Source organism: Rhodococcus sp. JS3073, assembly GCF_026810085.1.
GTDB classification, from domain to species: domain Bacteria; phylum Actinomycetota; class Actinomycetes; order Mycobacteriales; family Mycobacteriaceae; genus Rhodococcus_F; species Rhodococcus_F wratislaviensis.
Genome location: NZ_CP113951.1, coordinates 1,875,134 through 1,899,835 on the forward strand (window position 1 = coordinate 1,875,134; position 24,702 = coordinate 1,899,835).

22 protein-coding genes are annotated in these 24,702 nt (G+C 68.9%); 7 read left to right on the plus strand and 15 right to left on the minus strand.

The genetic code is table 11. The annotated features are described in order from the left end of the window. Window positions 1-91 precede the first annotated feature (91 nt). Window positions 92-1,351, plus strand: coding sequence for a hypothetical protein (locus OYT95_RS08795; protein WP_112299594.1), 1,260 nt, complete (start codon window positions 92-94; stop codon window positions 1,349-1,351). A gap of 2 nt (window positions 1,352-1,353) precedes the next feature. On the opposite strand, the gene OYT95_RS08800 is transcribed toward OYT95_RS08795, so the two are convergent. Continuing rightward, window positions 1,354-2,718 carry an NAD(P)/FAD-dependent oxidoreductase gene (locus OYT95_RS08800; protein WP_037243663.1) on the minus strand — a complete coding sequence of 455 codons (1,365 nt, stop codon included), beginning with the start codon at window positions 2,716-2,718 and terminating at the stop codon, window positions 1,354-1,356. A 9-nt stretch (window positions 2,719-2,727) separates the two neighbouring features. Next, complete coding sequence (locus tag OYT95_RS08805) at window positions 2,728-3,480, minus strand: SDR family oxidoreductase (protein WP_268791193.1); 753 nt, start codon at window positions 3,478-3,480, stop codon at window positions 2,728-2,730. 88 nt (window positions 3,481-3,568) lie between these two features. On the opposite strand from OYT95_RS08805, the gene OYT95_RS08810 reads away from it, so the two are divergent. The 4 genes from OYT95_RS08810 (at window position 3,569) to OYT95_RS08825 (ending at window position 9,065) form a co-directional block, all read left to right on the plus strand. Next, on the plus strand, window positions 3,569-5,002 hold the full coding sequence (locus OYT95_RS08810) for a dihydrolipoyl dehydrogenase family protein (RefSeq protein ID WP_268791194.1): 1,434 nt from the start codon (window positions 3,569-3,571) through the stop codon (window positions 5,000-5,002). 63 nt (window positions 5,003-5,065) lie between these two features. Beyond that, complete coding sequence (locus OYT95_RS08815) at window positions 5,066-6,595, plus strand: carboxylesterase/lipase family protein (RefSeq protein ID WP_268791195.1); 1,530 nt, start codon at window positions 5,066-5,068, stop codon at window positions 6,593-6,595. Next, complete coding sequence (locus OYT95_RS08820; protein ID WP_268791196.1) at window positions 6,592-8,061, plus strand: carboxylesterase/lipase family protein; 1,470 nt, start codon at window positions 6,592-6,594, stop codon at window positions 8,059-8,061. Before OYT95_RS08815 ends, OYT95_RS08820 begins: the two co-directional genes overlap by 4 nt. 98 nt (window positions 8,062-8,159) lie before the next feature. Further along, a complete protein-coding gene (locus tag OYT95_RS08825; RefSeq protein ID WP_112299589.1) occupies window positions 8,160-9,065 on the plus strand; it encodes an SDR family NAD(P)-dependent oxidoreductase in 906 nt (301 codons plus the stop codon). A gap of 6 nt (window positions 9,066-9,071) precedes the next feature. On the opposite strand, the gene OYT95_RS08830 is transcribed toward OYT95_RS08825, so the two are convergent. Continuing rightward, window positions 9,072-9,449 (minus strand): VOC family protein, encoded by a 378-nt coding sequence (locus tag OYT95_RS08830; RefSeq protein ID WP_037243649.1) that lies wholly within the window; start codon window positions 9,447-9,449, stop codon window positions 9,072-9,074. A 145-nt stretch (window positions 9,450-9,594) separates the two neighbouring features. Here OYT95_RS08830 and OYT95_RS08835 point away from each other — a divergent pair, with 145 nt between their 5' ends. Next, entirely contained in the window at window positions 9,595-10,692 is a 1,098-nt protein-coding gene (locus OYT95_RS08835; RefSeq protein ID WP_112299587.1) for a CaiB/BaiF CoA transferase family protein, read from the plus strand. Between the two features lie 51 nt (window positions 10,693-10,743). On the opposite strand, the gene yczR is transcribed toward OYT95_RS08835, so the two are convergent. Together yczR and OYT95_RS08845 are read right to left on the minus strand one after the other, a co-directional pair. After that, window positions 10,744-12,228 carry a MocR-like transcription factor YczR gene (yczR, locus tag OYT95_RS08840; RefSeq protein ID WP_268791197.1) on the minus strand — a complete coding sequence of 495 codons (1,485 nt, stop codon included), beginning with the start codon at window positions 12,226-12,228 and terminating at the stop codon, window positions 10,744-10,746. A gap of 311 nt (window positions 12,229-12,539) precedes the next feature. Continuing rightward, the gene (locus OYT95_RS08845) at window positions 12,540-14,078 is read right to left on the minus strand and encodes an alkaline phosphatase D family protein (protein ID WP_268791198.1); all 1,539 of its coding nucleotides are present in this window, start codon (window positions 14,076-14,078) and stop codon (window positions 12,540-12,542) included. Between the two features lie 32 nt (window positions 14,079-14,110). Between OYT95_RS08845 and OYT95_RS08850 the strand changes: the two genes are divergently transcribed. Continuing rightward, window positions 14,111-14,704 carry a methylated-DNA--[protein]-cysteine S-methyltransferase gene (locus tag OYT95_RS08850; protein WP_370180852.1) on the plus strand — a complete coding sequence of 198 codons (594 nt, stop codon included), beginning with the start codon at window positions 14,111-14,113 and terminating at the stop codon, window positions 14,702-14,704. On the opposite strand, the gene OYT95_RS08855 is transcribed toward OYT95_RS08850, so the two are convergent. The 10 genes from OYT95_RS08855 to OYT95_RS08900 are packed head-to-tail and all read right to left on the minus strand — an operon-like array spanning window position 14,640 to window position 24,697. Continuing rightward, window positions 14,640-15,071: a racemase gene (locus OYT95_RS08855; RefSeq protein WP_268791199.1), complete on the minus strand. Its 432-nt coding sequence runs from the start codon at window positions 15,069-15,071 to the stop codon at window positions 14,640-14,642. The two genes, OYT95_RS08850 and OYT95_RS08855, sit on opposite strands and share 65 nt — an antisense overlap. 19 nt (window positions 15,072-15,090) lie before the next feature. Then, entirely contained in the window at window positions 15,091-15,597 is a 507-nt protein-coding gene (locus tag OYT95_RS08860; protein WP_268791200.1) for a 2-oxo-4-hydroxy-4-carboxy-5-ureidoimidazoline decarboxylase, read from the minus strand. Next, window positions 15,590-16,888 carry a 2-isopropylmalate synthase gene (locus tag OYT95_RS08865; RefSeq protein ID WP_268791201.1) on the minus strand — a complete coding sequence of 433 codons (1,299 nt, stop codon included), beginning with the start codon at window positions 16,886-16,888 and terminating at the stop codon, window positions 15,590-15,592. Before OYT95_RS08865 ends, OYT95_RS08860 begins: the two co-directional genes overlap by 8 nt. Continuing rightward, the gene (locus OYT95_RS08870; protein ID WP_268791202.1) at window positions 16,875-18,380 is read right to left on the minus strand and encodes a chlorohydrolase family protein; all 1,506 of its coding nucleotides are present in this window, start codon (window positions 18,378-18,380) and stop codon (window positions 16,875-16,877) included. Before OYT95_RS08870 ends, OYT95_RS08865 begins: the two co-directional genes overlap by 14 nt. Then, the gene (locus OYT95_RS08875; protein ID WP_268791203.1) at window positions 18,377-19,840 is read right to left on the minus strand and encodes an amidohydrolase family protein; all 1,464 of its coding nucleotides are present in this window, start codon (window positions 19,838-19,840) and stop codon (window positions 18,377-18,379) included. Before OYT95_RS08875 ends, OYT95_RS08870 begins: the two co-directional genes overlap by 4 nt. Further along, window positions 19,837-20,817, minus strand: coding sequence for a sugar phosphate isomerase/epimerase family protein (locus OYT95_RS08880; RefSeq protein WP_268791204.1), 981 nt, complete (start codon window positions 20,815-20,817; stop codon window positions 19,837-19,839). Before OYT95_RS08880 ends, OYT95_RS08875 begins: the two co-directional genes overlap by 4 nt. After that, window positions 20,814-21,923 (minus strand): sugar phosphate isomerase/epimerase family protein, encoded by a 1,110-nt coding sequence (locus tag OYT95_RS08885; RefSeq protein WP_128639506.1) that lies wholly within the window; start codon window positions 21,921-21,923, stop codon window positions 20,814-20,816. Before OYT95_RS08885 ends, OYT95_RS08880 begins: the two co-directional genes overlap by 4 nt. 57 nt (window positions 21,924-21,980) lie before the next feature. Beyond that, the gene (locus OYT95_RS08890) at window positions 21,981-22,808 is read right to left on the minus strand and encodes an ATP-binding cassette domain-containing protein (RefSeq protein WP_268791205.1); all 828 of its coding nucleotides are present in this window, start codon (window positions 22,806-22,808) and stop codon (window positions 21,981-21,983) included. Next, window positions 22,808-23,794, minus strand: coding sequence for an ABC transporter ATP-binding protein (locus OYT95_RS08895; RefSeq protein ID WP_268791206.1), 987 nt, complete (start codon window positions 23,792-23,794; stop codon window positions 22,808-22,810). Before OYT95_RS08895 ends, OYT95_RS08890 begins: the two co-directional genes overlap by 1 nt. Window positions 23,795-23,800: 6 nt before the next feature. Beyond that, complete coding sequence (locus OYT95_RS08900; protein ID WP_268791207.1) at window positions 23,801-24,697, minus strand: ABC transporter permease; 897 nt, start codon at window positions 24,695-24,697, stop codon at window positions 23,801-23,803. Window positions 24,698-24,702: the final 5 nt, after the last annotated feature.

Sequence of the window (24,702 nt, forward strand, 5' to 3'; positions counted from 1 at the left end):
TGCGGTCTGTACAGCGCTGCACTTCCAGTATGCGCCGGCTGTCCAGAGGTCGACGCGCGGCGACCACCTCGACCGGTCGTACACTTCGCTGGTGAGCGCCCGATTGAGCGTCGTCGACGAGATGTTCCTGCGCACCCATCGGGGGTGGGGAACGCCGATCGTGATGCAGGGACTGTGGCGTACCGACGGGCGGGTGGATGCCTCGACCCTCGATTCCCTGAGCGCCGACCTCGCGCGGGGCCCGCTGGGCAGGCGCGTGGTGCGTTCGCGGATTCCCGGCGCGCGGCCCAGGTTCGAGCCGAGTAGCGACGCCTTTCCCGTCGAGTACGCGGAGATCGAGGCAGGGGCGGTCCTCGCGTGGGCGGACGAGCAGGGCTCGCTGTCGGTGGACCCCGAGCACGGTCCCGCCTGGCGTCTGGCCTGCGCGCGACCGGCCGACGGGGGCACGGTGCTGTCGCTGGTGTGTTCCCACGTGATCGCGGACGCGCGCGGGCTGGCGGCCGCCATCGCGGCGGCGCTACAGGGCCTGCCGCCGTCGGACACGGCCGGTTCGGAAGGCGCTGTCGCGGACATGTGGGACGCCACCCGGCTCGCCCACCGCGTGACGACGGGAACCGCGCGTGCGGTCGCCGGTCTCGTGGTGAGCGGGACCCGTCGCGCGGAACTCCGGCGCTTCCTGCACGTGAGTGGCAAAGAGTCCCCCGACACACTGCGCCACTCACCTGCGGCGGCGGTGCTGGACGTGGACGCCGGGCGGTGGGACGCCGCCGCGGAGCAGGCAGGCGGAACCCCGAACAGCCTGTTCCTGAGCGTGGTGGCCGAGTTGGCGCGACGCGACGGTGAATCCCGGCCGCTCACGATCAGTGTGCCGATGGACCTGCGCGGCGCGTCCACCTCGTCGGGCACCGCGAACTCCGTCGCCGTGGTCGAGGTGGACGTCCACCCGCAGGACACCGTCGCGGATGTGCGGGCGGCGAGCCGAGCGGCGTTCTCCGCGCCGGCGATGACGAGCCCGGCAGGGTTCCCGGAGGAGATGCTGCAATTGGTCCCCGACCGGGTGGCGCACGCCCTCACGGGTAACCCCGGCGAGCGGGACGTGCTGTGTTCCAACATCGGGCCGCTACCCGACGCCCTCGTCTCGATCGGCGGTCACCGCGCCACCGGCATCGCCACCCGGGCCGTCCATCCGGGTGTCGTGACCAGCCGCACCCGGCTGTCCGCGTATCTCAGCCGGTTCGGCGGGCGCTACACCCTCGCACTCGAGTCGCTGGACAGTCCGGGCCACGCCGAACTCCGGGAGCGGGCGACGACGGTCCTCGCCCGGCACGGTCTCGCCGCCCGCGGCTGGTGACGTCAGGACTCGGACGCGGGTTCGGCGTAGGGCTGACGCGCCGACTGCGGATCGCCGTAGGTGATCGCCCGCTCCCGGCGCGTCCGCGATGCCAGCGTGACGGCCCAGTTGAGCAGGGTGCCGAACCGGTTGCGGTATCCGGCGAGAAACGCGATGTGGATGGCACCCCACGAGACCCAGCCCATGAACCCGGACATCCGGATCGGGCCGGCCTGGAGCAGCGCGTGCCTGCGCGCGATGTACGCCGCGCTCCCGAGGTCGCGGTACTTGAAGGGCTTGCGGTCGGGCGTTCCCCCTGCGACCGTGCGGGCGATGCACCCACCGACATGCCTGCCGCCCTGCATCGCGACCTCGGCCACACCGGGGAGGTCGTTCAGCGACATCAGGTCGCCGATCACCCAGACGTTCGGGTGTCCGGGCACGGTGAGATCGGGTTCGACGGCGATGCGCCCACCCTGAATCTGCTTCACGCCCAGCGCATTCGCGAGAGCTGCAGCGAACGGCACGGCCTCGACGCCCGCGGTCCAGAGGATCGTGCGAGCCCCGTAGCGCTTCTTGGTGCGGGCCGCGTTCTTGGCCGTCGTCTCGATGCTGGTCTCGCAGACGTCGGTGACGTGCACACCGAGGTGCGTTTCGACGCCGACCTTGTCGAGGGTCCGCTGCGCCGCCGCGGACAGTTTCCGGTTGAACGACGGGAGAACGCGGTCGCCGCCGTGGAACAGCAGCACCCGGGCCTCGCAGGGGTCGATGGACTGGAACTCGTTGGCGAGGGCGTGCACGGCGAGTTCCCGGATCTGGCCCGCCAGCTCGACTCCGGTGGGGCCGCCGCCCGCGACGGCGAAGGTCAGCCACGGCCTGCGCTCCTCCGCGGTGGGTAGCGATTCGGCCATCTCGAAGGCGCAGATCAGCTTCCGGCGAATGGCGAGCGCGTCGTCGAGGGTCTTCATCCCCGGCGCCCATTGGATGTACTCGTCGTGCCCGTGGTACGTCTGTCGCATGCCCGCGGCGACGATCAGGTAGTCGTAGGGCAGGTCGAACGTGGATCCGTCGAAGCGACTGGCGGTCAGGACCTTGCTGACGGCGTCGATCGCGTGTGCCTCCCCGAGGGCGACGTGCACGTTGCGGTTGCCGCGCAGCAGGTGCCGCAGCGGGCTGCTGATCTCGCCCTCGGAGAGCAACCCCGTCGCGCATTGGTAGAGCAGCGGCTGGAAGAGGTGGCTGGTTCCCCGGTCCAGCAGGGTGACGTCCACGTCGACGTCGCGGAGCCGCCGGGCGGCGTGGATTCCGCCGAACCCTCCCCCGACGATGACGACACGCGGCCTCGAACGCTGCAGGCCGAGGGACGAGGATTCCTGGGCGGTCGTCATAGGTCAGTCCTACACGAACCGGGATGTCCATGCATGAGGAAGGAATCTCAATGCGAGGTCGATTCCTCGCCATGTGATTCCGGGTAGCGCAGCGCGGTTCGTCTCCTTCTCGATGGCCGCGACCATTGCATCGACGCCCTCGTCGAGGGTGGCCGTCATCTTGGCACTGTCGCCGGCCTTGCCCGACATGTCGGTGGCGATGTACCCGGGCAGCAGCGTGGTCACCACGATCGGACTCTTCGCCAGCTCCGCGGTCAGCGCCTCGCCGAGGGCCGACACTCCCGCCTTGCTCGCCGAGTACGCCGCCTTCGGGCCGGGCAGACCCCGATCGGCACTGATCGAGGACACGAGCACCAGGTGCCCGGAGTTCTGTTCGCGGAAGATCCCGAGAGCCGCCTCGCACTGCGACAGGGCGCCGACGAAGTTGGTGCGGGCGGTGGCGAGATTGGCGTCGGCCCGGCCGGTTCCGATCCGGGCTCCCTTCCCGAGTCCGGCGTTGACGACGACGCGGTCGAGTCCGCCCAGCTCGTCACGCAGTTCGCCGAAGACCCGGATCACCGCGTCGTGGTCGGTGACGTCGAGTTCGCGGACGGCGACGGTGATCCCGGGATGCGCCGCCTGCAATTCGTCGCGCACGGATTCGAGCCGTTCGACGCGGCGCGCGCACAGCGCGAGGTCTCGTCTCTGTGCCGCGAACCGACGAGCCATCTCTTCGCCGAGTCCCGAGCTGGCCCCGGTGATCAGAATCTTCTGCCGTCTCATTCCGCCACAGTATCTACCCGCGAGTAACAACGCGAGGGGCCCGCCGGAACCTCTGACATCGCGCACCGACCGGCTTACGGTTACAGGTATGACTGACTCTGGGAGCGGCGCGGAAGAGTTCGATGTCATCGTGATCGGAGGCGGTCCCGCGGGTGAGAACGCGGCGAGTTACGCCATCGCGGGCAGCGACCGCACCGCGGCACTGATCGAACACGAACTGGTCGGCGGTGAATGCTCCTACTGGGCCTGCATGCCCAGCAAGGCGCTGCTGCGCCCGGGCGAGGTTCTCGGGGCGGCGCGCAACATGCCCGGAGTGTCGGCCGGTCCGCTCGACGTGGACGCCGTGTTGGCGCGACGCGACTCGTTCACCAGCAACCACGACGACTCCTCGCAGGTGATGTGGGCCGACTCGCAGGGGATCGACGTCATCCGCGGATCCGCACGCATCACCGGGGACCGCACGGTGACGGTCGGTGATTCCCGCGAGCTGCGCGCCCGGCACGCCGTCGTGGTCGCCACCGGGACGACCGCCGCGGTCCCCGACACCCCGGGCCTGCGGGCGGCGTTGCCGTGGATCTCGCGGGACGCCACCAACCTGAGGGAGATTCCGCGCCGGGTCGCCGTGATCGGCGGCGGCGTCGTGGCATGCGAGAGCGCGACGTGGCTGCTGGACCTCGGCGTCGAGGAACTGACGATGGTGGTGCGCGGCCGGGCACTGCTCCCGAAGAACGAACCGTTCGCCGGTGAGCGGGTGGCCCGCTCGCTGGAGAAGAAGGGTGCCCGGATCCTGTTCGGCGCGGACCTTCGCGGCGTCGAGCGGGCCGACGCCCGGGACACGGGGATCGGCCGCATCCATGGCGGCCCGGTGACCCTGGACGTGGCGGGACAGGATCCGCTCGTCGTCGACGAGATCGTCGTCGCGACCGGGCGCACACCGGCGACGTCGGCGCTCGGCCTGGACGCGCGACTGCTGAACTCCCACGGATACCTCACCACCGACGACCACCTGACGACGGCGGACGACTGGTTGTACGCCGTGGGCGACGCCAACGGCCGCGCGTTGCTCACCCACATGGGCAAGTACCAGGGCCGCGTCTGCGGCGACGTGATCGCCGCCCGCGCCGAGGGCAGGCCGCTGGAGGGGTCCCGATTCCGGGCGACCGCCGACCACGGCCAGGTTCCTCAGGTGGTGTTCGCCGATCCGGAGGTCTCGGCCGTCGGGATCACCGAGAAGGAGGCGCGGGACGCCGGCGTCGACGTCGAGACCGTGGAGGTCGACATCGCCGTCGCCGGCTCGTCACTGGCCCGCGACGATTTCAGCGGTCACGCCAAGCTCGTGGTCGACCGGGCCACCGACACCCTGGTCGGGGCGACGTTCGCGGGCACGGATGTCGGTGAGCTCATCCATGCCGCCACCATCGCGGTGGTCGGGAAGGTGCCACTCGACGCGCTGTGGCACGCGGTCCCGTCGTACCCGACCGTGAGCGAAGTGTGGCTGCGACTGCTGGAGGCGCGGCGCTGAGCCGGACGGACCACAGGCGGCGGAGGAGAAGGCCCCTCCGTCGGTCTCCGTATAGTTTCCGACATGGCGTCAGACACTCTCGCAACCGACACGCTGGTGAGGACGACCGCAGGGGTGGTCCGTGGCCGGCGCGTCGGCGACCTGGTCGCGTGGCGCGGAATTCCCTACGCGGCTCCCCCGGTCGGGCCGCTGCGGTTGCGCGCGCCCCAGCCGGTCACGCCGTGGTCCGGCGAGTTCGACGCCACCGAATTCGGCGACGCCGCCGTGCAGCACAAGAAGTTCACCGCACTCCGGCCGGGCAAGTATCAGCCGAGCAGCGAGAACTGCCTGACGCTCAACGTGCTCGCCACGCCCGGTACGTCCGGGGCACGGCCGGTGATGGTCTTCATCCACGGCGGCGCCTACACGCTGGGTATGTCGGCCACCGCGCTCTACGGCGGCCAGTCGCTGGTCCGCCGCGGCGACATCGTGTACGTGTCCATCAACTACCGCCTCGGATCGCTCGGCTACCTCGACTTCACCCAGTTCTCCACCCCCGAACGACCTTTCGACTCCAATCTCGGACTCCGCGACCAAGTCGCCGCACTCGAATGGGTGCAACGCAACATCGCCGAATTCGGCGGCGACCCCGACAACGTCACCGTCTTCGGCGAATCCGCCGGCGCCAACGCCGTCACCACACTCATGACCACCCCCGCCGCGAAAGGCCTTTTCGCGCGGGCGATCTCGGAGAGTTCCGCCCCAGGACTCGTCACCACCGCCGACCGCGCGGCCCAGTGGGCGTCCGACTACGTGACGCTGCTCGGGGCCGAACCGGACACTGCCGCAGAGGCGCTCGCCTCGTCACCGGTCGGCGCACTGGGCCGGGCCGGAAATCGTCTCGGCGCGAAGGTGCTGTCGGAGACGCCGGGACTGCACCCGTTCGGACCCGTGATCGACGGCGACTTCCTGCCGACGCCGCCGCTCGACGCGTTCGCCGACGGCTCGGCGCACCGGGTTCCGCTGATCATCGGCACCAACGCCCGCGAGGGCACCCTGTTCCCGAAACTCCTGGACGGGCTGCCGACCGACCCCGACCGGATCGGGCGGATGTTCGCACTCACCGACCCCGGCGCCGAGGCCCGCGTGACCGCCGCGTATCCCGGCTACCCGGCGCCGGACGCGGCCGTCGACCTGGGCGGCGATCTCACGTTCTGGATGCCGTCGATCGAACTGGCCGAGGCCCACTCCGCGTACGCCCCCACCTTCAGCTATCGTTTCGACTTCGCTCCGCGCGCCATGAAATGGCTCGGACTGGACGCCACACACGGGTTCGAGTTGTTCGCGGTGTTCGACATCGCCGACACCCTGATCGGCCGCGGCCTCACCCTGCCGGGTGGTCGTCGCGGGCTGAAGGACGTGACGGACACCGTGCAGCGGCACTGGCTGCACTTCGCTTCGCAGGGAACACCGTTGGCGTCGTGGCCGAAGTACGACACCGACAGGAGGGCAACACTCGTGTTCGACACCGTCACCACCGTTCAGGACGATCCGCGCCGGGAGCGCAGGCTGGCCTGGGAGGGGTACCAGGGTTATCACGGGCAGGGCCTGTGAGCGTTCTCGAGGTCCACACCGAAGCCGGCGCCGTCGGAGGGCGCCGGATCGACGACGACCTGGCTGCCTGGCGGGGTATCCCCTACGCCGCGCCCCCCGTCGGGCCTCTGCGGTTGCGGGCCCCGCACCCGGTCGAGCCGTGGTCGGGTGTCCGGCGGGCCTTCCACTTCGGGTCCCCCGCCCCGCAGGGTGGTGGGACCGACGAGGACTGTCTCACCCTGAACGTGCTGGCACCCGGGTCCGCCCCCGGAACGCCGCGACCCGTGATGGTGTTCATCCACGGCGGCGCCTACTCGGGCGGGTCCTCGTCCTCGTCGCTCTACGGCGGCGAGTCGCTGGTCCGCCGCGGCGACATCGTGTACGTCTCGATCAACTACCGCCTCGGATCGCTCGGCTACCTCGACTTCACCCAGTTCTCCACCCCCGAACGACCTTTCGACTCCAATCTCGGACTCCGCGACCAAGTCGCCGCACTCGAATGGGTGCAACGCAACATCGCCGAATTCGGCGGCGACCCCGACAACGTCACCATCTTCGGCGAATCCGCCGGCGCCAACGCCGTCACCACACTCATGACCACCCCCGCCGCGAAAGGCCTGTTCGCGCGAGCCATCGCGGAGAGCCCTCCGGTGGCGTCCGCATACCACCCCGAGCGTGCGGCGCGGTGGTCGCGCGAATTCCTCGAGATCGCCGGGGTCCCGCTCTCCGAGGCCGCGACATGGCTCGAGACCGCCGACCCGACCGACTTCGTCGAAGCGGGGACGACACTGGCGCACCGGGGGGCCGACGAGGAACCCGGAACCCGCGCGTTCGCGCCCGTCGTCGACGGTTTCTTCCTTCCCACGCACCCGCTCGACTGTTTCGCTTCCGGTTCCGGGCACCCGGTTCCGCTCATCATCGGCACGAACCGCCACGAGGGCAGGGTCTTTCCCCGGTTCCTGAACATCCTGCCCACCGATCCCACCCGGATCGACAAGATGTTCTCGCACGTGGACGCGTCGGTGAAGGAACGGGCCATCGCCGCCTACCCCGGCTATCCCCGTCGGCGTGCGGCCGCGGACCTCGGCGGCGACGTGACGTTCTGGGAACCGTCCGTCCTGTGCGCGCAGGGCCACACGACCGTCGCACCGACCTACAGCTACCGGTACGACTTCGCACCCCGGTTGCTCCATGTCCTGGGGTTGGGCGCGACCCACGCGACGGAGATGTACGCGGTGTTCGGGTTGACCGGGCCGTGGGCGCGGCTGCTCACCGCACTCGGGGGTCGCCGCGGGTTGCGGGCCGTCACCGACACCGTCCAGTCGCACTGGCTGCATTTCGCCCGGCACGGGACCCCCGCACCCGGCTGGCCCCGGTACTCGCCGGAGCGCCGGGAGACGCTCATCATCGACGACACGAGCCGAGTGGAGAACGATCCGCTCGGTGAACGTCGACGCGCCTGGCTGGGGTACGAGCACCGGCGCTAGTCGGCGGCCGTCGCGGGCGGATTCGCGGTGTTTTCGTTCCACGGTGCGACCCACCCGGTTGCCCTACTCTCGTAGGGACCTGCATTCGGGAGGCGAGGATGACCGAGTCGAACGATCTCGCAGGCCGCACCATGGTGGTCACCGGTGCCACCTCGGGGCTCGGCCTGGAGACCTGCCGCCAACTCGCACGCCGCGGCGCCACCGTCGTTCTGGTCGGCCGGGACCAGGACAAGATCGACGCGGCGATCGCCGAACTGTCCGAGAGCACCGACCGCGACCGGTTGAACTCGGCGCTCGCCGACCTGTCCTCGCTCGACCGGGTACGCAAGCTGTCCGAGGAACTGCTGCACCGGTTCCCGCGGATCGATGTGCTGGTGAACGACGCAGGCATCGACGTGGGCCATCGGCAGCTGACGGTCGACGGCATCGAAGAGACGTTCGCCGTGAACTACCTCGCGCCGTTCGTGCTGGCGACGACGCTGGCTGCGGCGATGGCGCGGGCGTCGACCGCCGACGCCGCCGGGTACCGGCATCCGGCACGCATCGTGAACATCAGTTCGTCCGGTCATCGCGGCGGGCACCTCGACTTCGACGACCTCGACGGCACGAAGGACACGTTCCACGGCCAGCGTGCGTACAACAATTCCAAACTCGCCCTGACCCTGTTCACCCGCGAGTTGGCGCGCCGGTCCGATCCGGCGAGGCTGGTCGTCAATTGCGCCGATCCCGGATTCGTCCGCGGCACCACCCTCGGCCGGGGTCTGCCGTTCGGCTACCAGGTGGTGGGGACGCTTCTGACGCCGTTCATGGCCGAGGTGCAGAAGGGGGCGGAAACGGTGGTCTGGACCGCCACCGCGACCGAGACCGGCAAGTTCACCGGCGCATACGTCAAGGGCTGCAAGGTGGTTCACCCGAGCAAGGACGCACGCGACGCCGACCTCGCCGCGCGGTTGTGGGCCGCTACCGAGGCACTGCTCGCCGACCGCGGTGCGGCCCGCCCCTGACGCCGGTCAGTTCGGATCCTCGAAGAGCGACAGCACGTTGCCGTGCGGATCCCGGAACCACGCGACGCGGATGCCGTCCGGGGCGCGCCAGGCCGCGTGCTCGTCCTGATCCATCCCCGGATACTCGGTGAACTCGATGCCCTTGCTGCGCAGCGATTCGACGACCTTGTTCAGATCGGCGACCTTCCACCCCAGCACCGTGTACCCCGTGTCGGCCTTCGCCTGCACCAGCGTGACCCGGAGCAGTGACCCGTTGCAATCGAGGGCCAATGCGAACTCGTCCCGTGAGACGAGCGTCAGCCCCAGGGTCTCCACGTAGAACATCTCCGAGACGTCCAGATCGGTGCTGGCCACGAAACTCACGAGCTCACCCTGAAGACTCATGAATCAACTGTGCCCCGCGCACCCGTGGGCAGGCAAGAGCGCGGGGTCACCCACGGCGGTATCCCGTGACCCGGGGCACACGGACGGAGGGGCGCAAGTTAACGTCGATTCGACAGGTCGTCTCGCACCGGAATGAGGAACTCGCGTGTCTGCTCCAGTTACAGAGAAGAAGGGCCCCCTCGCGGGCATTCGCGTCGTCGAATTCGCAGGCCTCGGACCGGGCCCGCACGCCGCCACACTCCTGGCCGATCTCGGCGCCGACGTGGTGTGCGTCCAGCGTCCCGGAGTAATTCCGCCCGACGGCCCGTACGACCAGATCCAGCGTGGTCGTCGCGTCGTCGAGGCCAATCTGAAGGACCCCGAGCAGGTCGAGAAGGTCCTCGGGCTGATCGAGCGGGCGGACGTCGTGATCGAGGGCTTCCGTCCCGGTGTCACCGAGCGCATGGGCCTGGGCCCCGACGTCTGCCTCGGGCGCAACGAGCGTCTCGTGTACGGACGGATGACGGGCTGGGGCCAGGAGGGTCCGCTGGCCAGCGCCGCCGGACACGACATCAACTACATCTCGCTGACCGGTGTCCTGCACGCCATCGGCCGCAAGGGCGAGCGTCCCGTGCCGCCGCTGAACATGGTCGGCGACTTCGGCGGCGGTTCGATGTTCCTGATCTTCGGGATCCTGTCGGCGCTGGTGGAGCGCCAGTCGTCCGGCAAGGGCCAGGTCGTGGACGCGGCGATGGTCGACGGCGCACTGGCCCTGTCGCACATGATGTGGGCGTTCCGCGGCCGCGGCGTCTGGTCCGACGAGCGGGGCGTCAACCTGCTCGACACCGGCGCGCCGTTCTACGACACCTACGAGACGTCCGACGGCAAGTACATGGCCGTCGGCTCGATCGAGCCGCAGTTCTACGCCCTGCTGTTGCAGGGCCTCGAACTCGACCCCGCCGAACTGCCGCAGCAGATGGACATCTCGGCGTGGCCGCAGATGAAGAAGGTCTTCGCCGAGAAGTTCCTGTCGAAGACCCGCGACGAGTGGGCGGCCATCTTCCTCGGCACCGACGCCTGCGTGTCGCCCGTGCTGACGTTCGCGGAGGCGCCGTCCAACGAGCACATCGCCGCCCGCGGGTCGCTGATCGACCTCGACGGCGTCACCCAGCACGCCCCGGCGCCGCGGTTCTCCCGCACCCCTGCCGGCGCACCCACCCCGCCTGCCCGGGAGGGCGTCGACATCGACACCGTCTGGACCTGACCCCCACGTGAGTGGCGAAGCGTGCTCCGGCACGCTTCGCCACTCACGTGATCAGACGACGAGGGACGGTTCCGCGAGGTCACGGTCGACGGCCAGCGTGTCGTACGCTGCCGCGATGCAGTCGACACCGCGACGCAACTCGTCGGACGTCCGCGCGTACGGGAGCCGGACGAACCGCTCGAATGCGCCCTCCACCCCGAACCGCGGTCCCGCCGCCAGCAGCACCCCGAAATTGGGGGCCGTCGCGGCCAGCGCCGTCGACACCGGCGCGGGCATGCGCAGCCACAGCGACATCCCTCCCGAACCGATGGTCGGGATCCAGTCCGGCAGGCGGTCGGCGAGAGCGTCGAGCATCGCGCCCCGCTGTTCCCGCAGCTCCGCCCGGCGACGCGCGAGGACGAGTTCGTCGTCGGACAGCAGATGCGCCGCCGCGAGCTGGTCCATCACCGGCGTGCCCAGATCGACCGCGGCCCGCGCCCCGGCGAGCCGGGTGATCAGCGCCGGATCGGCACGAATCCAGCCGACGCGGAGCCCGCCCCAGAACGACTTCGCCGCCGATCCGATCGTCACGACCTCCGACTTCGCGGCTCCCCTGCCGTGCGCCGCGACCGGCGCCGGTGACGGCTCGTCCAGCCACAGGTCGACCATCGTCTCGTCCACCACCAGGGTCATGCGGGTATCGCGCGCGATCCGCGCCAGTTCGGCCCGCCCGGACGCGTCGAGGCACAGTCCGGTGGGGTTGTGGAAGTCCGGGATCAGGTACGCCATCCGGGCCGCGGTCTGCCGGGCGGCGCTGCGGATTCCGTCGAGATCCCACGCCCCGGACGCCCCGCCCTCCGGACGGACGGGAACCGGGACCGGACGCGCACCGACCCTGCGGATCGCCTCCAGCGCGTTGGGGTAGGTGGGGTGATCGACCAGCACGCGCTCCCCCGGCGCGGTGAGCACGTTGAGGAGTAGCCGCAACGCGTGTTGAGCACCGGAGGTGACCATGATCTGCTCGGGCGAGGTCTCCAGCCCCCGCGCCCGGTAGCGGGCCGCGATCACGTCCCGCAACGCGCCGATCCCCACCGGCTCCATGCCATGAGTGGGCAGGAACTGCGGAAGCGATTGCAACGCATAGGCGTAGGCCTGCTCGACCGCCTCCGCGGGTGCGGCCATCGCCGCATAGCTGAGGTCGACCACCGAGCTGTCGGAACCGGGCTGGTGCGCCCGGAACATCAGCCCGTTCTGCCGTGCCCCCAGCGGCAGCGCGACAGTGCTGCGCGACCCCTGACGGCTGATGAGATACCCCTCGTCGCGGAGCACCGAATACGATGACGTGATCGTGGTCCGGCTCAACTCCAGCATCGACGCCAGTTCGCGCTCGCTCGGCAACGCGACGCCCAGCGGGATGCGGCCGTCGTGCACGAGTAAGCGGATCCCGTCGGCCAGCGCCCGGTAGGCGGGCCGCGCCGCCGACCGGCGGCCGCGGTCGTCCTGCCAGTTACCGAGGTCCCTGGCCAGGGAGCGTGCACCGAGTACGCGAGTCATCATGCGGTCCAGTATCGACCTCTTGGCTATTCAACTCAAAGCCAGTTATGGCGAAGCTCGAATCCATGACGACACTGATCACTCTCGCGTGCATGGTCCTCCTGGCCGCAGCGGTCGCGCACTACGGCCCAAAAGAAGGAGGTAAGGGCGTGTTTCGCCTCGAGCAGTTCCGGATCGGTGCCCCTCTCGGCGGGATTTTCCACGAGGAGCCACCGGACCCGAGCAGCAGGTCGAGCAGTCCAGATTCTGCTGACTGGACCTCCCCCATGTGAGTGCGAAAGTGTGCGGGGGCACACTTTCGCACTCACGTGGGGTCAGCGCGCGGGCGGCGGCAGCAGCTGACTGAACAGCACCGTCCCGGCCGCGTCGAGGAGATCCACCCGCATCTCCGACGTCTGCCCGTCGATGAACACCTCACCGAAGTGCTGGTATCCGTCGAGCGGCGACGAGTTGGGTGCGGGCGGCGCGTGCACGAACACGGCCTCGGGACCGAACGTGGCGTCGAGGTCGTTGGGACCGAAGCCGCCCGCGTTGAGCGGACCGGAGACGAACTCCCAGAACTCGTCGAAATCCTTGTACACGGCGCGGTCGGGCGAGTACCGGTGCGCGGCCGTGTAGTGCACGTCCGCGGTGAGCCACACCGTCCCGGTGATCCGCCCCGCCTTGATCGCCGACAGCACCTGGGCGATCTCGGATTCCCGGCCCGACGGCGGACCGGGCTCCCCGTTCGCGACACCCTCGAACGCGGTGTCGCCGTCCGGGACCACCACCCCGAGCGGGAGGTCGTTGGCGATGATCTTCCACGTCGCCGTGGACGCACCGAGCTCCCGGATCAGCCACTCCTTCTGGGCCGCACCGAGAATCTGCCCGGCCGCACCGGTGTTGACCCCGTTCGCGTCCTTGTAGGTGCGCATGTCGAGGACGAAGACGTCCAGCAGTGGGCCGTATCCGATCTTGCGGTACACCCGGCCGTCGACCGCGTCGGCCGGCTCGACCGGCAGCCATTCGTGGTACGCCTGGAATGCTCTCTGTGCCAGCACGTCCACGTTCTTCTCCGTGTACGCGGCGAGGTCGAGCACCTCGCCGGGGTACCAGTTGTTGACGGTCTCGTGGTCGTCCCACTGAACGATCTGTGCCACCGAAGAATTGAACCTGCGGTAGTTGTCGTCGGTGAGGTTGTACGCGTACTGGCCGCGGTACTGGTCCAACGTCTGCGCAACCGCGCTCTTCGCCTCGCTGACCGTGTTCCGCCAGATGCGTCCGTCCGGCAGTGTGACGGACTCCTTCAACGGCCCGTCCGCGTACACGACGTCGCCCGAGTGCAGGAACAGGTGCGGGTCGCGCGCGGCCATCGTGTCGAAGACCCGCATTCCCCCGACGTCCGGGTTGATTCCGTATCCCTGGCCCGCCGTGTCCCCGGACCACTGCAACCGAATGTCGCCTGCCGCGCTCGGCGCGGTGCGGAAGACGCCCGTCACCGCCTCCGAGGTGGCACCGTCGTCGCCTTCGAGGGTCACCCGGTAGTGCACCTGCTGCCCTGCGGGAAGCCCGGTCAGCCGCAACCTGCCGGTGCCGTCGGTGTCCGGGGTGAGCAGCCCACCCTCGAATCGCACCGGGTCGGTGAAGGACTCGGTGGCCGAGGTCTCCACGATCATCGTGGCCGGACGGTCGGACCTCGCCCAGACGAGCGCCCCGTCGGCTCGCACGTCCCCGGCCGCGACGCCGTGCGTCAGGGTGGGTCGTTCACGGACCAGCGCCGGACCCGTGCTACCGGAGTCGGAGCACGCGGCGGCGGGCACGGCCAGCAACCCGAGTGCGGTGGAGCGAAGCAGGGTACGGCGGGACAGATACACGAAAACATCTCCTCGGTCGGCGAGCTTCGAGGATGTCCAACCGTGGTCAACGGAAGGTGAACGTCGGATGTGGGAGGCATACTGGATTGGTGACCACAGGAATCGCCCTGTTCGACACGGCCCTCGGCACCTGCGCCATCGCGTGGCGGGCCGCCGGGATCGTGGGCGTGCAACTGCCCGAAGGTTCACCCGAAGCCACCCGGCAGCGGCTCGAACACTGTTTCCCGGATGCGGTGGAGCACCAGCCGCCGGCGCCGGTCCAGCGGGCCATCGACGGAATACGCGAACATCTGGGCGGCGCACTCGACGATCTGCGGTGGATCGACCTCGACTTCGAGGGAGTCCCCGAATTCGACTGCACCGTATACGACCTCACCCGCGCGATCGACCCGGGCACCACGCTCACCTACGGCGAGATCGCGGCGGAACTCGGCAAGCCGGGGGCCGCGCAGGCCGTCGGACAGGCTCTCGGCCGCAACCCACTGCCGGTCGTGATCCCGTGCCATCGCGTCCTCGCCGCCGGCGGGCAGGTGGGCGGATTCTCCGCCGGTGGCGGCACCCTCACCAAGCGCGAACTGCTGGCCCTCGAACACACTCCGGGTTTCGACGACCCGGTGCTGTTCTGACCGTCGCCTGCGGGTCGCCGACGAGTTCACGCGCCAGCGCTGCGGCTGCCGCCATCCTGTCGCCGCCGGGAACCCGGAGGGTCCGGACGACCCGCTGATCCGCCCCGGTCACCCGGGCGCATCCCAGCACGAACGCCTGCCCACCGGCGACGATCGCCCGTTCCACGGCGTGGACGAACGCGTCGACCGTCGACCTCGGGTCACCTTCGAACACCCAGACCCCGAGATCCGTCGACACCACCGCCACGCACCCGCCGGCCTGCGACGAGTCGTGCCCGAATGCCTCCAGGACGGCGGCCGCTGCGTGGAAGCTGTCGTCCCACCGGCCGGCCGGCGCCCGGGTACTCGCTTCGACAGTCCTGATCATCGGCTCGAATGTATCGCAGTCACCCCGGCCCTTCACACCTCGCGATCAACGTCGCGATCCTCCCCTCTCCGATCGCGACCATGTGACGTGCGGCGAGAACCAGTTCGTCGGCTCGGTCGTTGGTCAGCCTTTGATCGATCTCCGCCAGGATGTGCTCCAGAGTGAGACCCTTCGCCGCGATGACCACGGGAAAGCCGAACCGGGCGCGATACCGGGACTCCCGCTCGCGTAGGACGGTGAGTCTTCCGGCCGAACTGGCGACGAGTGCACCGTGCTCGGCGGCGGCATGGGCCGAGTCGGGAGGGTCCGAGAGCGGAAGGTAGTTCGCCAGCGCCGTCGCGACGTCTGCGGGCGTCAGGGACCGCCATGCGTCCGCGGCTGCTGCGAGAAGGTCCTCACGGTCGGCGTACGGGCGTGCGGACAGCACCGCGGTGGCCCAGGTCCGCGACGGCGTACAGATCAGCAGCTCGTTCTCCAGAGCGGACTCGTCCAGGGCGTTGAGCGTGACAACGGCAGTGTCAGGCATGGGCGCTCGCACGCCGATACAGTGCGAGGCTTTCTTCCGCCACCCGGGACGCCTCCCCGGAGGTCAGCCACCGTGGATAGGACGTCACCGCCGCCACCGCGTCGTCCAGGGCGGTGCGGACGAACGCGATCTCCTCCGCGTCGGCTTCGAGCCCGAGTGACTGCAGGAGCACCTCGGCCATACGGTCGGTGGTGAGGCTGTCCCATACCCATTCCTGCCGACCGCCCACCACGGCGGGGCTCACGCACGACGAGACGGGCGGGAACACGTCGGTTCCCCCGGTGATCGCAGCGATGACGTCCCCGGGCATGTGCTTGAGATGGGCATATCCTCCGACCACCGGCTTGAGCGGCGGCAGCCCCACCGAGCTCTCGGACGCGACGAGTTGCGCCAGGGAGGTCAGCTGTTCGACGTGGATCCCGGTGTCGACGCCGTAGAGAACTTCGAGACCGAGAACCACCTCCTCCAGCGCGGCGAAGCCGGCGCGGTAGGACATTCCGGACACCGATACGTCGGGGCTTGCGCCTGCCGTCGCGGCCGCGATGGCCGTGGCGGTGCCGAGTCCGAAGTCGTCGTGCACGTGCATCGTGATCGGCACGTCCTCGACCAGGCGCTCCCGGAACGTGCGGACGAACAGTTTCATCGCCTCCGGGCCGAGACTGCTCGTCGAGTCCATCAGGTCGAGGCGCCGCGCACCGAGTTCGGCGGCGACGTTGCAGGCTGCCACCAGATCGTCGAAGTCGCGGCGGCCCACGTTGGCGAGCGTGATCGTGGCGTCGCAGCCCAGTTCACGCAGGTACTCGAAGAACCTCTCCAGATCCCGGTACTGACGTGACCGGGCGGCGGCCGAGGGCGCCGGGACGATGCCCGGTGCGAACGTGCGCACTCCCCACTCGTGCAGTTGATCGACGGTTTCCGTCATGCCGACCTGCTGGTAGTTCTCTCCGTCCGACAGCAGGGTGTCGGCGTACACGTTGAGCCGGAATCCGAAGTCCCGGGCGGCGACGGCTTGAACGAGTGCCGCTTCGCGCGGCATCGGTGACGCTCCGCCACCCCAGTTGATGTTGATGCTTTCCTCCCGGACCCCCGCCGCACCGAGCGCCGCGGCGATCCGCACGAATCCGTCCATCGATGTGGTTGCGCCTGCGGTGAACAGCGTCTTCCGCAGCGTGCTGTCGATCAGCGCGAACGGTGAAGGCCAGTCGTACTGCGCCTGGACGGTGGCGTCGAAGTTGAAGGGACTCACCCAGTGACTGCCGTCGACGAGGTGGGAGCGCTCAGGATTGATCATGCGAATACCTCTTCGGTGTCGTGGTTTTCGTGATGTCGGGGAAGGTCGGCGGGAAGAGTTCGGCCGGCAGTCTGCGCCGGTGGTCGCGTTCGCCGTAGGCCGCTCGCATGCGTTCGAACAGACCCTGCGCGTGAGCCTGCAGCCGCGACTGGTCGGCGCCGAGGACGACGCCGTCGGCCATGACGGTGCGGCCTGCGACCACCGTCCGGCGGACGTCGCGGGCCGTTCCGTTCATGGTGAGGGTGCGGAGCGGATCGTCGCGGACTCCCATGGCGAAGTCGGCGAGATCGACGACGATGAAGTCGGCACTCGCTCCGGGCTGCAACCGACCCAGATCCGGTCTGCCGAGGGCACGAGCACCGCCGATCGTCGCAGAACGGATGTAGTCGGCTGTGGCACCCGCCGCCAGTGACCCGTCGGCCCGTTTGGCGAGATTGGTGCCGTAGTCGATTCCGCGGACGAGGTCCGGGGGAAACGAGTCGGTTCCCAGCGCGATGTGGACACCCGCCGTTCGGTAGCTGTCGTACGACTCCAGCACGGCCCCGTACCGAATGGACGTCATCGGGCAATGCACGATGGTGACATCCGCCTCCGCCAGGCGCCGCAGGTCCGCCTGCCGACCGCGACTGCCGCCCGGCGCGCCGAGATGGATACCGTGGGGCACCAGCAGGCGCGTCTCCAGAAGTCCGGACGCCTCGAGGAGTTCGACGGGGCGCATCCCGTACCACTCGTCGAGCAGCGCCAACTCCACCTCACCCTGCATGCAGTGCAGTCGCACCACCGTGTCTCGGGCAACCGCCAGCCGAGCGGTCGCCGCCATCAGTTCCCTGGTCAGGGTCTCGATCCTGCAGGGCAGGAGGGCGCCGTGCACGAGGTCGCCGCCGTGGTCGGCGGCATAGTCGAGGAACCGCTCGGCGTCCCGGAGCCCGGCTCGGCCCCGTTCCTCGTCGAACAGCACCGACCGGCGTCCACCGTCGACGACGTTGACGCCGGACCGGTAGGCGGGGCCGAGGTATCCCCGGATTCCGAGACGCTCCGCGATCCGCGCGACCTCGACCATGTCGTCACAGGTCTCCGCCCAGCTGCTGTGAGCCTCGGAGGCGATCGGCATGAAGGTGGTGACACCGTGCCGAAGAAGCTGCGCCAGAGCATATTCGCGGATGACGGCTCGTTCGGGTGCGTCGAACACGTCGTGTCGCCCCGATCGGAAGTAGTCGGCCGACCACTGCTGCCCGAGTGCCAGTTCGGGTGTCGCCCAGGAGTCGAGCAACGCGTGGTCGATGTCGGCCAGCGCATCGAGGTCGATGAATCCCGGCATGATCAGGGCGTCGCCGCAGTCGATCGTCTCGTCGACCGGGCCGTCCCATCCCCGTCCCGCGTGCAGGATCCGCGCGCCCCGATAGACGATCTCTCCGTCGGAGACGAGCACGTGATCGCCGTCGCGATGGGCCAGGACGTGGGCAGCCGTCATCCTGACCACCGGTTCCGTCATGGCACCGTCACCTCGATCGGCTCGTCGAATTCACGCCTGTTGCTTCGCCATCCGGGATCGGTGAGGTGGTGCGCCAGGCCGGCGCGTTCGACGAGCAGTCGGGCGTGCCGGTCCCCCTCGTCCAGTGCCGCCGCCTCGTCGACTCCGCACACGATGCGGTCTTCCATCACCACCGTTCCCCCGACGATCACGGTGTGCACGTCGGCTCCGGTCGCCTCGTAGACGAGGCGATGCACCGGCATCCAGTTGGGTACGAGATGCGGCTTGCGCATGTCGAGAATCGCCAGATCGGCTCGTTTGCCCACTTCGATGGATCCGAGGACGTCGGCCATTCCGAGGACCGCGGCCGCGTCGATCGTGATCATCTCGAGCAACCGGCCCGGTGGCAGCAGGTAGGGATCGTCGGCGAGAAGTTGATTGGCGGCCTGAGCGGCGCGGGCGGCCTGCAGGAGGTCGAAGGGACGCCGCGGCGACGACCCGTCGGTGGTGATCGCAACGGTGATCCCTGCCTGCAGCATCTGAGGGACCGGTGCCCGTCCTCCCGGCGCATGCCCCACGGACGTCCCGGTCTCCGCCAGGATCGCGACCTCCTCGGCGGACAGACCGGTGCAGTGCTGCAGGTGGACGTCCGGCCCGAGGAGCGCATGCTCCCGGTCCTTCGCTGCGAGCCGCACCATGCCACCGAAGGCATCCGAGTGGATGCGGACACCCCAGCGCTCCGCGGCTTCCCTGACCCGGCGCGCCTGGTAGCGATCGTCGTCGGTGAGATGGGTGGCGACGTCGGGTCGCGACGGGTGGGACGGATCGACCGAGGGGACGATCGTGAAAGGGGTCAGGAACACCGACGTGAGATCGCCCTCGTAGCCGTTCACCGTCTCGATCACCGATTCCGCGCCGGACAGCAACTCGTCGAATCCGACCTCGCGTCGACGGGGTACCCCGCCGGACCAGTGCGTGACCGGGTGGGGCAGCGGCAAACCCGCCGGCCCGACACACACGACGTCGCGTATTCCGACCTCCCGGTAGGCGCGTGCGTGAGCCAGTGAGATCTGGGGATCGTCACTGCGGGGGCGTGATCCCATGACGCTGACGCCGCACGTCACTCCGGCGCGGACGCGCTCGAGCGCGGACACGAGTCCGTCGTGATACCAGTACTCCGGTGTCGTGGCGTGGAAGTAGGCCGGTGTGACGGTTCGCATCCAGAACGTCGGGCTGTCGCATCCCAGTGTCTTGATCAGCGAGTGGCCGGCGTGACCGTGGGCGTCGACGAGACCGGGAATCACCAGCTTGCCCCGGCAGTCGATTCGGCGGACGGACGGATCCGTGACGGCGAGGAGCGCGTGGCTGGCACCGACCGCACTGATGAGCCCGCCGTCGATCAGGACGGCGCCGTCGTCGATGATCCGGCGTTCACGGTCCACCGTCACGACCGTGGCTCCGTGCAACAACGTCGCGGTCATGCCGCCGTCCCGCGCGTCATCGTTGCCAGTTCGGACAGTGCAGCGTGCAGTCGCGGCGCCGCGGCCATCACCGGAGGCCGGTCGGGCCGCGCCCTGGCCGACAGGATCGAGAGTTCCCTCAGTGAGACGTCGCTGTTCTGCAGCAGCCACCGTTCGTCACACACCGGCATCTCGAACTCTCCGCGGTGCAGGTCGATCAGGACCGGGGCGCCGGATCCTGTGCCGTCGAGGATGCGGAAGATCGCTCCCCAGTCGATGTCGCCCTCACCGCCCGGGCACAACCGTCGCGCGAGACCGCGACCGGTGAAGGTGATCCACGCGTCGTCGTAGTGAATCCGGGCGACGTGCGGTGCGAGCCGGGCAGTCGCCAGCTCCGGATCCTCGCCTCGCACCGGCAAATTGACCGGATCGAGAGCCACCGCCAGATGATCGGCGCCGACGGCCTCGATGAGCGCGAGAATTTCGTGTGACGTGATCTCCTCATGCGTCTTGACCGCGAGCTTCAGGCCCAGGTCGGTGAGCACCGGGGACAGGTTTCGATACAACTGCGCCGTGGCGTCGAGTTGCTCCGGCCACACGAACGACGCGTCATAGCGGTCGTCCAGCGTCCCCACGACGACCTGGACGTAGTCGGTGCCGAGTTCACCGATAGCCGTCAACGCCTGGCTCAATCCCGCCACCAGGTCGCCCCGCCCCGCTTCACGGAATCGTGTGGTCCGCTCGGCATGCCCGGCGGACACCGTTCCCAGCGCGCAGCTCAGCCGAACGCCGAGGGAACGCCCGTAGTCGGCAAGTGCCCGAAAGACGGCCGGATCGAGTGTGGGCGAAATCGCGAACGGAGAAGCGAACTCCACGTGCCGCAGACCGAGACCCGACGCCGTGCGGATGGTCTCCCGAGGGGTCGAATCCTCGCCCAGCGCACGCGCGCACGCACCGAGGTCACGGCGAACGGTGCCGACGTCGTCGCCGGCGATCACCGCGCCGACTCCGCGAGATTGCCCGCCGCGGTGGTCGATTCGACGGGAAGTCCGTGTTCCGCGCACACGCTCCGCACGTGATCCGCGCTGGACCTGATGTACGACACCGTCTCCGCGTAGCCGTACGGCAGCGCGGCATAGGCGGCGTTGTCGATCCGTTCCCCCGACCGGATCTGCCGATCGTACGACTGCACCATGTCCAGGTACGCCGCCATCTCCTGGACCGTCAGATCGGGGTGGCCGTCCAGGAATTCGGGGTCGAACGCTTCGATGAGCATCGTCCGCCGGGGACGTGGCACGTCGTCGAGCGACTCGTCGTTCTCGATCGTGAGATTGAGCGCCGGATTCGCCGCCGCGAGTACCGGCAATATGCGATGGAAGTCGACGACGCCGGTACCGCACGGGCGCATCTGATAGGCGAGACCACCCTCGGTGTACGTGATCGCGGCGTCCTTGATGTGTGTCTGACGCACGTACGGTGCCAGCCGTTCGGCCGCCCAGACGGGATGTTCGAGGCGTTGAAGCACGTTCGCGGTGTCGAACACGACCCCGACCACGTCCGAGCCGACCGCCTCCACCAGGCGGACCAGTTCGAACGACGTGATCTCCTCGTGTGTTTCCAGGTTGAGGTGAATACCGAGGTCTCGTGCGATCGGAGCCAGTGTTCCGAGGAAACGCGCCGTCGCGGCCAGTTGTTCCGTCCACGTCACGTCGGTCCGGAAGCGGTCGTATGCCCAGCGGCCGCTGTACGCCGATTTGTAGTTCGCAGTGGCCACCCACAGCTCACGGCAATCGATTGCGGCGCACGCTTCCATCATCCGGCGGAAGCCGAGGACGATGTCACCGTCGCCGACGGCGCGCAGCTCCGGCGCCTCCGGGTTCGCGTAGGGATTGACCTTGCCCAGACCGGTCTCCAGGTACATACCCAGTTCGTCTGCCTTGGATCGGATGTCGCGCAATTCACCGGCGTCCAGGGCCGGACTCATATCGAGCACCGTTCGGAAGAACAAGCCGGCCATACCCAGTTCGCCGGCGTGGTCGAGGCTGTTCACGGGACCCCGAGTGCGGCTCTCGGGAATCTTGCGTCCGTCTACACCAATTCGCATGTCTACCTACTTCTGTCAGGGATGATCGATGAGATGAAGGCTGCGTCCCGACGGCCCTCACGGCAGAGTCAGGGCGCCACCGGGAACGGTTCGCCCGGCGCGGGTTAGAACCGGATCGGGAACCGGCACCGCCTCGAGTAGTTCGCGGGTGTATCGGTGACGTGGAGTGGAGAACACCTGTCGGGTGGGCCCCTCCTCCACCACCACGCCGGACCGAAGGACCGCCACCTGAGAACAGAGTTGCTGCACGATCGCGAGATCGTGTGCGATGAACAAGATCGTCACCCCGAGGTCCTCGTGCAGGGACGCCAGCAGGTTGATCACCTGCGCCTGCACCGAGACGTCCAGGGCCGACATCGGTTCGTCGCACACGAGCAGCCTCGGGCGAAGGATCAGGGCGCGCGCGATGGCGATACGCTGCCGCTGTCCACCGGAGAACGTCGCGGGCAATCGGGCCATCGCATCCGGGTCGAGACCCACCTCGATCAGGGTCTGCGCGACCCGATCACGCCGCTCCGCGCGGGTACGGGCCAGGCGGTGGACGACGAGCCCCTCGCCGACGATCTGTTCCACCGTCATCCGAGGGTTGAGGCTGGCGTACGGATCCTGCGCGACCAACTGGACGTCGCGTCGAAACCGGCGCAGCTCTCCGCCCCGAAGCGCATGGACGTCGCGCCCTTCGAAGGTGACGGTCCCGGAGTCCGGTCGCTCGAGCCGCACGATGCACTTGATGAGCGTGGACTTGCCGGAACCGGATTCGCCGACCAGTCCGAACGTGCCGCCCTCGGGCACCGACAGGTACACGTCGTCGAGTGCCTTGCTGCCGCGGGATCCTCCGAAAGTCTTGTTCAGACCTCGGATGTCGAGAAGGGGTGTCCCGTTCATCAGTTTCGGCTCCCTCGATCGAGATGACAGGCGCGGCGTCCACCGTCAGCGGTCGCCGTCATCGATGGGGTTTCACTCGCGCAGCGGTCCATCGCGACAGGACATCGCGGATGGAACGGGCAGCCGGCGGGCCGCAGCGCCGGTGACGGAGGCGCACCGGGAATGGTGGTCATCCTGGCGAGCTGAACATCCAGCCTCGGCACTGCGGCGAGCAGTCCTGCGGTGTAGGGGTGCAGAGGGTCCGCGAACAGTGCGCGGACCGGGCGATCCTCCACGATCCGCCCCGAGTACATCACCGCGACACGGTCGGCGAGTCCGGCGACGACCCCGAGGTCGTGCGTGATCAGCAGGAGTCCGAGCCCTCGTTCACGGGTGACCTCGTCGAGCAGGTTCAGCACCTGCTGTTGCACTCGGACATCGAGCGCTGTCGTCGGCTCGTCGGCGATCAGAATCTCCGGCTCCCCGATGAGTGCCATCGCGAGGACCACCCGTTGCCGCATACCCCCGGAGAATTCGTGCGGATAGGCGCCGAGTCGTTCGTGTGCACGCGCGACCCCGAGTTCACTCAACACCTCGGCAGCCCGTCGAAGTGCGTCCTTTTTCCTGACGCCGCGTTGCCGCAGCGGCTCACTCACCTGCGCGCCGATGGTCTGCAGCGGGTCGAGAGCGCCCATCGGGTCCTGGAACACCATCCCGATGCGACTACCCCGGATCGCGGCGAGGCGGCGTTCGGTCTGCGCCAGGATCTCGGTGTCGCCCAGCCGAATCGAACCGCCGATCGTCAGTGCGCCGTCCAAACGCATGAGTGCGCGTGCCGTCACCGACTTTCCCGAACCCGATTCTCCCACCAGAGCCACGCGCTCGCCCGCCGTCACCGTGAGATCCACGCCGTCCACCAACCGGACGGACGTGCCACCCGGCTCGGTGTCGATGGTCAGCCCGGAGATCCGGAGGAGTGCGGTGCGCTGAGCTACTTCTGTCGTCATGATCGATCACACTCCTTGTCGTGCGGGGTCGCGCCGCTCGTGCAACATGTCACCGAGCAGCCCGAAGGCCGCGGCCGTGATGACGATCGCGATGCCCGGCACGAGCGCAGCCCACCAGGCCGTCGACAGATAGTCACGTGCGCCGGCGACGGCCGCGCCCCACTCTGCGCTCGGCGGCTGCGCACCGACACCGATGAACGACAGACCCGCGAGCACCAGGACGGTATTGCCGATGTCCCCCGCCCATTTGACGGTCATGACGTCGAGCGAGTTCGGCAGCACGTGCCGTGTCATCAGGCGCCATCGGCTGACCCCGAGGACCACTGCACCGTCCACGAACGGCGACGCCATCGTCTCGCGCATCACGCCGCGCAGCAGTCGCGCCGTGTACGGCCAGCCGGTGGCGATCATCGCGATCAGGGCGCTGCTCAGGCTCGGACCGAGTGCGGCGGCGATACCCAGTGCCACGACGAGTCCGGGGAGAGCGAACCCGATGTCCGTCACCCGCATGAGAGTTTCGTCGACCCACCGTCCTCCGACGGTGGCCATCGTGGCGAGCACCGTTCCGATGAGCGAGTACGCGGCGACGACCAGAACGGCGGACAGCACCGACGACCGGGCACCCGCGATCGTGCGCCACAGCACGTCTCGCCCTTGGTCGTCGGTCCCCAGCCAGTGGTCGCTGCTGGGAGCGGCAAGGGCGTTCGCGATGTCCGACCGGTAGACGGATTCGGGTGCGACCCACGGACCGACGACGGCGAGTAGCACGATCACGGCGACGGTACCGACCACCACACTGTCGAGCAGTCCCCATCGCGATCGGCGTCGACGACCGCGGATCGACGCGGATCGCCATCGGCCGGCCAGTCCGGCCACTCCGGTGACATTCGCTGCAAGACTCATCGGAC